Raw genomic sequence first — 7,811 nt, forward strand, 5'->3', positions numbered from 1 at the left:
GTGGAGGCGTGGACATGCGCGCGGCGCTCCTTGAACGGAGGGAAAGACGCAACGGTCCGCTTCCCACGCTACCGAGGAAGCCCCCTGCGCGCTCAGCGGCGGGCCGGCCCCCCGGCGTCGAGCACGATCAGGACCGCGGCGCCGACGAGCGCGAGTGCGACCAGGGTCTGCAGGGCGGCGGAGACGGGCGCCCGGCGCCGCAGCGGCCAGGCGCCGAGCCCGGCCGGGGCGGCCGGGAAGAGGAGCGCGACGGCGACCGGCGTCCAGTCGGTGCCCGCCGTGTCCTCGAACAGGCCGGCGTCCGTGTGGCCGAGGCCCACGAGCAGGGCGACGAACGCGGCCGCCGCGTCGAGGACCAGCAGCGCGACTCCGGCCGGCGCGTCGGCCGCCCCGCACCCGCCCCGGCTCCATCCGGCGGCGGGGCCGGGGAGGGTCGGCTGCCAGGCTGTGTCATGTCCACACTCTCCCCAACAGCCCGCGCCGCGGCCTGAGTACGCGTACTCAGATCCGTCCCGGCACGTCCCCCGCCTCGCCCGTGCCGGGGGAAGCGCCGGTAGTGCGCCGCCCGTACGGGGGTAACCGGAGACCGAGCAGTCCAAGAACACCCGCTATTACGAACGGAGGGACGTCCGATGCTCTTCCTCGTGGCCGCACTGCTGCTGCTCGGGGTCCTCCTCGGCGCCGTGGCCCACGTGCCCGTCCCCGTCAGCGTCGCCGCCGGCCTCGCCATCGCGCTCTGGCTCGCCGTCTTCGCCGCCCGCGAGCGGCTCTCCGGCCCCGCCCGGGCGGGATCGCCGGGCCGCACCCGCCGCCGGGGAGGTGCCGGCCGATGAGCCCGCGCACCGGTGAACGGATCCAGGCTCCGACCGCCGAAGGGCGCCGGCCGGGCGGGCGCCGCCCGTACGCGGCCCGGCTCCGGGACGCCGACGCGATGGCCGTGACGGCGTTCGTCCTCGGGCTGGTGGGCCTGCTCGTGGCGAACCTGGTCCTCGGCCCGACCGCCGCCGTCCTCGGTGCGCTCGCCCTCCGCAAGGGCACCACCCGGCCGGCCCGGGCCCGTCTCGGCATCGCCTTGGGCGTGGCCGACGTCGTGGTCCTCGCCTGCCTCGTCGCCGCGGACGGCACGTGGTCGTGGAGTGTGTGACGGCCGTCCGGCGCGGCCGGGCGGCGAGGTGACACACCGCCGCCGGCGCCGTGTCCGGGCAGGCCGCAGGGCTGGTAGGCAGGGACGTGCAGGGAAGGCCGGGGCGCCCGCATCCGGAGCCTCGGCCCCCCGCCCCACCGCGGCCGGGAATACCTCGCAGGACACCCCCGTTCCCGGGTATAGTTGAATCGTAAACAACCTTGGGAAGGGGAGCCATGCAGTTCGGGATCTTCACCGTCGGCGACGTCACACCCGATCCGACCACCGGACGCGTGCCCGGCGAGCACGAGCGGATCAAGGCCATGCTCGCGATCGCGCTGAAGGCCGAGGAGGTCGGCCTCGACGTCTTCGCCACCGGCGAGCACCACAACCCGCCGTTCGTCCCCTCCTCGCCGACGACGATGCTCGGCTACATCGCCGCCCGCACCGAGAACCTCATCCTCTCGACCTCCACCACGCTGATCACCACGAACGACCCGGTGAAGATCGCCGAGGACTACGCGATGCTCCAGCACCTCGCGGACGGCCGCGTCGACCTCATGATGGGCCGCGGCAACACCGGCCCGGTCTACCCCTGGTTCGGCAAGGACATCCGCGACGGCATCGACCTCGCCATCGAGAACTACGCCCTCCTGCGCCGCCTCTGGGACGAGGACACCGTCACCTGGAAGGGCAAGTTCCGGACGCCGCTGCAGTCCTTCACCTCCACCCCCCGCCCACTCGACGGCGTCGCCCCCTTCGTGTGGCACGGCTCCATCCGCTCCCCGGAGATCGCCGAGCAGGCCGCCTACTACGGTGACGGCTTCTTCCACAACAACATCTTCTGGCCGGCCTCCCACACCCGGCAGATGGTCAACCTCTACCGGCAGCGCTACGCCCACTACGGCCACGGCACCCCCGAGCAGGCCGTCGTCGGCCTCGGCGGCCACGTGTTCATGCGCCGCAACTCCCAGGACGCGGTCCGCGAGTTCCGCCCGTACTTCGACAACGCGCCGGTGTACGGCCACGGCCCGTCCCTGGAGGAGTTCGCCTCCCAGACGCCCCTGACGGTCGGCTCGCCCCAGCAGGTCATCGAACGCACCCTCTCCTTCCGGGACTACGCCGGCGACTACCAGCGCCAGCTGTTCCTGGTGGACCACGCCGGCCTGCCCCTGAAGACCGTCCTGGAGCAGATCGACATGCTCGGCGAGGAGGTCGTGCCCGTCCTGCGCAAGGAGTTCGCGAGCCTCCGTCCGGCCGGCGTGCCGGACGCGCCCACCCACTCGGCCCGCGTGGCCGCGGCCCGGGAGACCCCGAAGGAGAAGACGCAGGCATGAAGCTCATCGCCGTATCGGCCGGACTGGGCTCGCCCTCCTCGACGCGGCTGCTCGCCGACCGGCTCACCGCCGCGACGCTGGAGCACGCCGACGCCGAGCCCGAGGTGCTCGAACTGCGCGACCTGGCCACGGAGATCGCCCTGCACTTCACCACCGGGTTCCCGCCCGCCCGCCTCGCCGCCGCGCTCGACGCGGTGGCCGCGGCGGACGGCCTGATCGCCGTGACGCCGGTCTTCGCGGCCTCGTACAGCGGCCTGTTCAAGTCGTTCTTCGACGTCATCGACAAGGACGCCCTCACCGGGAAGCCGGTGCTCCTCGGGGCGACCGGCGGCACGGCCCGCCACTCCCTGGCCACCGAGCACGCCCTGCGCCCGCTCTTCGCCTACCTGCGCGCGCTCACCGTGCCGACCGCCGTGTACGCGGCCTCGGAGGACTGGGGCGAGGAGGGCCTCGAGCGGCGGATCGCCCGCGCGGGGGCGGAGCTGGCGCGCTTCATGGCACCGGCCGGCCGGGCCGGTGTCCCCGACACGGACACCGCCGCGGCGATCGCGCCCCGGTCGCCGACGGGCGCCATCACATCGGTGGCCCAGGCGGACGGCTTCCAGGTCGTACCGTTCGCCCAGCGCCTGGAGGCCCTGCGGGTCCCCTAGGGGGCGTTGCCGGCCGGCCCGCCCGCCCGTCGGCACGGGCCCGGCACGGACACGGAACGGCTGCGGCCCCGGCGGTCGACGCCGGGGCCGCAGCCGTCAACGAAACACCTCCGGGGCATACTTCCCGGGTGACGACCACCCCGCGGGCCTCCTGGCAAAACACCACGCACGACTGGGCGAGCACCGTCGACCTCGACCACGTGGAGCACATCCGTCGGAACCCGGCGGCCTACGCCCCCGGCGGCACCGCGCACCTGATCCTCGAAGCCGTCGCCTACGCGGCCGACGAGGCCGCGTCCGGCAACGGCGGCCACTGCCGCCTGACCCTCCACCCCGACGGCTCCGTCGCCGTCACGGACGACGGACGCGGCACGGACACCCGCCTCGACGAGCACGGACACCCCGTGAGGAAGCCGGTCATGGCGACGAAGGACCTCCGGTTCTTCGACCGTCCGGCCGCACCGCCCCTGCCCGACACCCACGCGCGGCGCGGCATGTCCGTCGTGGCCGCGCTCAGCACGTGGCTCGTCCACACCAACCGCCGCCGCGACGGGGCCTGGACCCAGCGGTACGAACACGGCGTGCCCGCCACCGGCCTGCGCCCCGTCCCCGACGACGGCACGACCGGCACCACCGTCCACTTCCTCCCGGCGCCTCCACTGCGGGAGGCCGGCCGCCCGACGGCCGGCGACCTGGCCCGGCTGACGGCGGCATGGCCGCACCTCTCCGTGCAGATCGACGACCGCCGCACCTGATCCCCCGACCCCGCGGGGCGGCGGGCTACGGCCGCCCCGGCCCGCCCACCGTCAGCCGGGCGCATTCGGCCACGACCTCCGCCAGCCCGCCGCGCTCCTCCAGCAGCCGGCGCTGTACGCGGGCCCCGTTGCCGCGTTCCAGCAGCTCCGCCACGCCCTTGCGGGCCGCCGCGGCGTCCCCGCTGTCCTCCAGGGCCTCGCCCACATGGTCCAACAGCGCCTCGACCACCGCCTCCGGCGGGGCCTGCCGCATGGTGCGCGGATCGACGAGCGGGCCGTCCAGGCCCGACTTGCCCGCCCGCCACGACGCCAGCCGCAGCAGGCCGACGCCGATCCGGGCCGGCGGCTCGCCCGCCCGCCAGGCCCGGGAGGCGGTCTCCACCAGCGCGCGGGCCAGGGTGGCCAGCAGCACGGGCTCGGAGGGGTCCAGGCACACGTCGGCCGTGCGCAGCTCCACCGTCGGGTACGTCGCCGACAGCCGGGCGTCGAAGTACACCATCCCCGCATCCCGCAGGACGCCCGTGCCGAGCATGTCCCGGACCTGCTCGTGGTAGCGGTCCGCACTGCCGAAGACCTCCACCGGCCCGGCGGACGGCCACCGGTTCCACACCCGGCTGCGGTAGCTGCCGTATCCGCTGTCCCGGCCCTGCCAGAACGGGGAGTTCGCGCTCATGGCCGTCAGGACGGGCAGCCAGGGGCGGATCCGGTCGAGGACGGCCACGCCCTCCTCGTCGGACTCCACCGACACGTGGACGTGGCAGCCGCACGTCAGCTGCTCCTGCTCGGTCAGGCCGAACTGCTCGCCCACCCACCGGTAGCGCTCCCCGGGGCTCCGCGACGGCTCCACCGGCAGGGGCGAGGTGGCGAGCGCGGCGACCGCGGCTCCGGCCTCGCCGGCGTGGCGCGCGGCCTCGGCCCGCCACCGGGTGATCTCGTCGGCGAGCTCGCCCATCTCCGTCACGGGCCGGGTCGCGAACTCGACCTGCTCGTTCTTGAGCTCCCGCTCGAAGACCTCCTCGCCGCCACCGGGCGCCCTGCGCGCCGCCTCCAGCACGGCGGCCGCGAGCGCGATCGGCTCCCCGGTCCGCGGGCTGACCAGCAGCAGCTCCTCCTCCACGCCCACACTGCGCACACCCGTCACCGGCGGCCTCCCGCATGCCGGCCGCCCTCACGCCTGGTGACGGTGAGGAGCACGGCCACCAGCATCGGCACGGTGAGCAGCACCATGTTTGCCATGACGAACCTTCCCTGTCGACGAGCAGGATGCCTACTGTCTGGCCGCTCGACGCGATCGCAAACCCCCGACCCGCCGAATGGGTCGCAGCAAGAGCGCTCAAAGTCGAACTTATGAAACGAAGCCAAATCGCTTATTCGACTTATGTAAGGATGGTGTCGGCGAGACGAACGAGCGGGGAGCGGGGATGAAGACGATCGGGCTGATCGGCGGAATGAGCTGGGAGTCGACGGCGGAGTACTACCGCCTCCTGAACGAGTTCACGCGCGACCGCCTCGGCGGGCTCCACTCGGCCCGCTGCGTGCTCTACTCGGTGGACTTCGCGGACATCGAGCAACTCCAGGTCCAGGGACGCTGGGCGGAGGCCGGCGACGCCCTGGCCGCCGCCGCCCGATCCCTGGAGGCGGCCGGCGCCGACATGGTGCTGATCTGCACGAACACCATGCACAAGGTCGCCGACACCGTCGCGGCGGCGGTGTCCGTCCCGCTCCTGCACCTGGCCGACGCCACAGCAGCCGCCGTCCGCGCCTCGGGCCTGCGCCGGGTCGGCCTGCTGGGCACGGCATTCACCATGGAGCAGGACTTCTACCGAGGCCGCCTCGAAGCGGCGGGCCTCGACGTCACCGTCCCGGCCGCCGAGGGCCGCGCCCTCGTCCACCGGGTGATCTACGAGGAACTCTGCCGCGGCACCATCCGCGAGGAGTCCCGCACCGCCTACCGGAAGGTCATCCAGGACCTGGTGTCCGCCGGCGCGGAAGGCATCATCCTCGGCTGCACGGAAATCGAACTCCTCGTAGGCCCCGAGGACAGCCCGGTCCCCCTCTTCCCCACGGCCCGCCTCCACGCAGAAGCAGCCGTGACCGCCGCCCTGGCGGGTGCCTAGGATGCCCTGGCGTCCGGGCCCGGCTCACCGAGGTTCTCGTCCGGCTTGACCTTGACATCGTGGCAAGGGGTTCACTGCCGGCCAGGAGGTGGTTCCCATGACCGCGTCGGAAACCGACACACAGGCCTTGCGCGCCCTTGCGGCGCTCGCCCACCACGACCCGTCCGTTCGGCTGCGGGCGGCGCTCGCGGTCGGCTCGGCCCCCGCGCCCGGCAACGTCGGCCCGCTGACCGCGCGGTGCGCCGTCGAGCCCGAGTTTTCCGTCCGTGAAATGCTCACCTGGGCGCTCACCCGCCACGCGGCCTCGGCGACCGTGCCCCTGCTGGTCGACGAGGTGCGCGCGGGGCAGGGGCAGGCGCGAAGTCAGGCGCTGCACACCCTTTCCAAGATCGGGGACCGGCGGGCGTGGCCGGTGATCACGCCCGCCCTGCTCGCCGACCCCGACGACGAGGTGGCCCGTAGCGCCTGGCGGGCCGCGGTGGTCCTCGTACCCGAAGGTGGGGAGGAGGCCCTGGCCGTAGGGTTGGCCACGCAGCTCGGGCGCGGCGGACGCGAGACGCAGCTGAGCCTCAGCCGGGCGCTGGCCGCACTCGGGGAGGCGATGCTGCCGGCCGTGGACGCCGCGACGCGGCACCCCGACCCCCGCGTACGCACGCACGCGCTGGCCACGGAGCGGCTGCGGCGCGACCCGGACGCCGGGTTCGAGTACGCGATCGAGGAGGCGAGACGCGTCACGGCCCTCGGGGCCGGACAGTGAGGGGCGGCAGGCAGTGTTGATCGGCGACGTCGCGCGGCGCTCCGGGGTCAGCGCCCGCATGCTGCGGCACTACGAATCGCTCGGCCTGGTGCGCCCGGAGGTGCGGACCGCCTCCGGCTACCGCGAGTACTCCGACGCGGACATCCGGCGCATCTTCCACATCGAGAGCCTGCGCTCCCTCGGGCTGTCGCTGCGCGACGTCGGCCGCGCGCTCGACGACCCGGGCTTCGCCCCCGCCGGGCTCGTCGAGGACCTCATCGACCGGACGCGGGAGCGCATCGCGGCGGAGACGGAGCTGCTCACGCGGCTGAGCCGGATCGGCGCCGCGGAGCCGGCCGCCTGGGAGGACGTCCTGCAGACCGTCGCCCTCCTGCAGGCGCTGACCTCGCACAGCGCGGGAGCCCGGCAGCGCGCGGCCCTGTCGGCGGCCGCCGAGGCCCCCGTACCGGTGGAGGCGCTGGTGGAGGCCGCGCTCGGCGAGGCGGACCCGCACGTCGCCGGAGCCCTCCGGTGGGCCCTCGCGCAGGCCGGCGGGGACGGGCCGGCGCTGCTCGGGGAGGGCCTGCGCTCGGCGGCGCCCGAGGTGCGTGAACGCGCCGTCCGGGCCCTCGCCGAGATCCCGGGCAGCGAGGCGACCGCACTCCTGGGGGAGGCGCTCACCGGCCTCGACGCGGAGGTCCGCTGCCGCGCGGCCTTGGCGCTCGGGGCGCGCGGCGCGGCCGGCGCGGCGGCGGTGCTCATCGCCATGGTCGTCGAGGACCGCAGCGACGCCGACGCGGCCGACGCACTGGCCGCCCTGGCGGGCGATCCCGCCCTGGCGGACCGCATCGCCGCCGCCCTGGTGGACCGCCTCGGCGACCCCGCCACCGCGGCCCCCGCCCGCCGCCGCCTGATCCAGGCCCTCGCGGACGTCCCCGGCGCCGCGGCCGACCGGGCCCTCGCCGACTTCTCCCGGGACGGGGACCGCGTCGTCGCCTCCACGGCGGCGTACGTGCTCGGCCTGCGCGACACGGGCCGCCGGTAGACAGCCGCCCGCCGCGGCAAGGCCAGGCCGCTCCCCAGGGGGTACGCC

The 7,811-nt window shown here is 74.8% G+C and carries 10 protein-coding genes; 8 read left to right on the top strand and 2 right to left on the bottom strand.

Translation table 11 applies throughout. From position 1 onward, the window contains the following. Positions 1–92: 92 nt before the first annotated feature. Positions 93–320 carry a hypothetical protein gene (locus EF903_RS24750; protein WP_125546699.1) on the bottom strand — a complete coding sequence of 76 codons (228 nt, stop codon included), beginning with the start codon at positions 318–320 and terminating at the stop codon, positions 93–95. Positions 321–632: 312 nt separating this feature from the next. Between EF903_RS24750 and EF903_RS24755 the strand changes: the two genes are divergently transcribed. The 5 genes from EF903_RS24755 to EF903_RS24775 all read left to right on the top strand — a co-directional run bounded on the left by EF903_RS24755 (position 633) and on the right by EF903_RS24775 (position 3,865). Continuing rightward, a complete protein-coding gene (locus tag EF903_RS24755) occupies positions 633–833 on the top strand; it encodes a hypothetical protein (RefSeq protein WP_125546701.1) in 201 nt (66 codons plus the stop codon). Then, positions 830–1,144: a DUF4190 domain-containing protein gene (locus tag EF903_RS24760; RefSeq protein WP_260615872.1), complete on the top strand. Its 315-nt coding sequence runs from the start codon at positions 830–832 to the stop codon at positions 1,142–1,144. Before EF903_RS24755 ends, EF903_RS24760 begins: the two co-directional genes overlap by 4 nt. A 215-nt stretch (positions 1,145–1,359) precedes the next feature. Further along, a complete protein-coding gene (locus EF903_RS24765; RefSeq protein ID WP_125546703.1) occupies positions 1,360–2,460 on the top strand; it encodes an LLM class flavin-dependent oxidoreductase in 1,101 nt (366 codons plus the stop codon). Continuing rightward, a complete protein-coding gene (locus EF903_RS24770; RefSeq protein WP_125546705.1) occupies positions 2,457–3,110 on the top strand; it encodes a CE1759 family FMN reductase in 654 nt (217 codons plus the stop codon). Before EF903_RS24765 ends, EF903_RS24770 begins: the two co-directional genes overlap by 4 nt. Positions 3,111–3,238: 128 nt before the next feature. Next, positions 3,239–3,865 (top strand): ATP-binding protein, encoded by a 627-nt coding sequence (locus EF903_RS24775; RefSeq protein WP_125546707.1) that lies wholly within the window; start codon positions 3,239–3,241, stop codon positions 3,863–3,865. Positions 3,866–3,890: 25 nt separating this feature from the next. On the opposite strand, the gene EF903_RS24780 is transcribed toward EF903_RS24775, so the two are convergent. After that, positions 3,891–4,997, bottom strand: coding sequence for a glutamate--cysteine ligase (locus EF903_RS24780; RefSeq protein ID WP_125546717.1), 1,107 nt, complete (start codon positions 4,995–4,997; stop codon positions 3,891–3,893). Positions 4,998–5,286: 289 nt separating this feature from the next. On the opposite strand from EF903_RS24780, the gene EF903_RS24785 reads away from it, so the two are divergent. From EF903_RS24785 to EF903_RS24795, 3 genes are all read left to right on the top strand, one after another. Beyond that, positions 5,287–5,982: an aspartate/glutamate racemase family protein gene (locus tag EF903_RS24785; RefSeq protein WP_125546709.1), complete on the top strand. Its 696-nt coding sequence runs from the start codon at positions 5,287–5,289 to the stop codon at positions 5,980–5,982. 97 nt (positions 5,983–6,079) lie between these two features. Then, positions 6,080–6,739 (top strand): HEAT repeat domain-containing protein, encoded by a 660-nt coding sequence (locus tag EF903_RS24790; protein WP_125546711.1) that lies wholly within the window; start codon positions 6,080–6,082, stop codon positions 6,737–6,739. Between the two features lie 13 nt (positions 6,740–6,752). Next, positions 6,753–7,763 (top strand): MerR family transcriptional regulator, encoded by a 1,011-nt coding sequence (locus EF903_RS24795; protein WP_125546713.1) that lies wholly within the window; start codon positions 6,753–6,755, stop codon positions 7,761–7,763. The last annotated feature ends 48 nt before the right edge of the window (positions 7,764–7,811 follow it).

Origin of the sequence: Streptomyces sp. WAC05292, assembly GCF_003949955.1 — a bacterium.
GTDB classification, from domain to species: domain Bacteria; phylum Actinomycetota; class Actinomycetes; order Streptomycetales; family Streptomycetaceae; genus Streptomyces; species Streptomyces globosus.

What these genes read in the sequence shown, in the direction of transcription:
- EF903_RS24760 (WP_260615872.1), top strand. Translation starts at nt 830, where the DNA reads ATGAGCCCGCGCACCGGTGAACGGATCCAGGCTCCGACCGCCGAAGGG.
- EF903_RS24770 (WP_125546705.1), top strand. Translation starts at nt 2,457, where the DNA reads ATGAAGCTCATCGCCGTATCGGCCGGACTGGGCTCGCCCTCCTCGACG.
- EF903_RS24785 (WP_125546709.1), top strand. Translation starts at nt 5,287, where the DNA reads ATGAAGACGATCGGGCTGATCGGCGGAATGAGCTGGGAGTCGACGGCG.
- EF903_RS24790 (WP_125546711.1), top strand. Translation starts at nt 6,080, where the DNA reads ATGACCGCGTCGGAAACCGACACACAGGCCTTGCGCGCCCTTGCGGCG.
- EF903_RS24755 (WP_125546701.1), top strand. Translation starts at nt 633, where the DNA reads ATGCTCTTCCTCGTGGCCGCACTGCTGCTGCTCGGGGTCCTCCTCGGC.
- EF903_RS24765 (WP_125546703.1), top strand. Translation starts at nt 1,360, where the DNA reads ATGCAGTTCGGGATCTTCACCGTCGGCGACGTCACACCCGATCCGACC.